Source organism: Rhodococcus sp. R1101, from assembly GCF_000278445.1.
GTDB lineage: Bacteria > Actinomycetota > Actinomycetes > Mycobacteriales > Mycobacteriaceae > Rhodococcus > Rhodococcus gordoniae.
This window is the reverse complement of sequence record NZ_AJVB01000779.1, coordinates 1-1,067: the sequence shown is the minus strand read 5'-3', so window position 1 is coordinate 1,067 and position 1,067 is coordinate 1. Positions and strand designations below refer to the sequence as shown.

Genomic DNA, 1,067 nt, shown 5'->3' with positions numbered 1-1,067 from the left:
CTGCAACGCGACTTCGCACTCAACCAGCCGCTGTCGCCGTTCGCCCTGGCAGCCATCGAACTGCTCGACGTCGACTCCCCCACCTACGCCCTCGACGTGGTGTCGGTGATCGAATCGACGCTCGACGATCCGCGTCAGATCCTCATGGCGCAACAGCACGCCGCTCGGGGTGAAGCGGTCGGGCAGATGAAGGCCGACGGCATCGAATACGACGAGCGCATGGAACTGCTCGAGGAGATCACCTGGCCCAAGCCGCTGGCGGAGCTGCTCGAGCCTGCCTTCGAGACCTACCGGGGCGGACATCCCTGGGTCGCGGAGTTCCCGCTGTCCCCGAAGTCGGTGGTGCGCGACATGATCGAGCGCAGCATGACCTTCACCGAATTGGTCTCGCACTACGGCCTGGCCCGTTCCGAGGGGCTGGTCCTGCGCTATCTCGCCGACGCCTACCGCGCCCTGCGGCAGACGGTGCCCGACTCCGCGCGAACGGAGGACCTCGAGGACATCATCGAATGGCTCGGCGAACTCATCCGCCAGGTCGACTCGTCGCTGCTCGACGAGTGGGAATCGCTCACCCATCCCGGCGCGGAAGGCGACGAGCAACAGATCGCGTTCGGTGCCGACTCGCCTCGCCCGTTGTCGGCGAACATCCGCGCGTTCAAGGTCATGGTCCGCAACGCGATGTTCAAGCGGGTCGAACTGGCGTCGCGCCGGCGTTGGGACGATCTCGCGGCGCTCGGCGACGGTCTCGAAGCCGAGGACTGGGAGGATCTGCTCGACCTGTATTTCGAGGAGTACGACGAGATCGGCACCGGTCCCGACGCCCGCGGGCCGTTGCTGTTCACCGTGGAGATGGGCCCCGAGCTGTGGCGGGTGCGCCAGACCCTGCACGATCCACAGGGTGATCACGGCTGGGCGCTGATCGGCGAGGTGAATCTCACCGAGTCCGATGCCGCCGGTGAAGTGGTGTTCGACGAGTTCGAGATCGTCGAGGGCTGATTCGCCGCCGGGTGCCCGTCCGGGGAGCGGTAACCTGACTCGGTGAGCGAACCGACCGTGGAACCCTTCCG

At 66.5% G+C, this 1,067-nt stretch carries 1 protein-coding gene; it reads left to right on the top strand.

Annotated elements, in window-relative coordinates; translation table 11 throughout:
* The coding region (locus R1101_RS0124135; protein WP_016935714.1) for a DUF3516 domain-containing protein at positions 1–996 on the top strand (996 nt) is incomplete at its 5' end.
* Between the last annotated feature and the right edge of the window lie 71 nt (positions 997–1,067).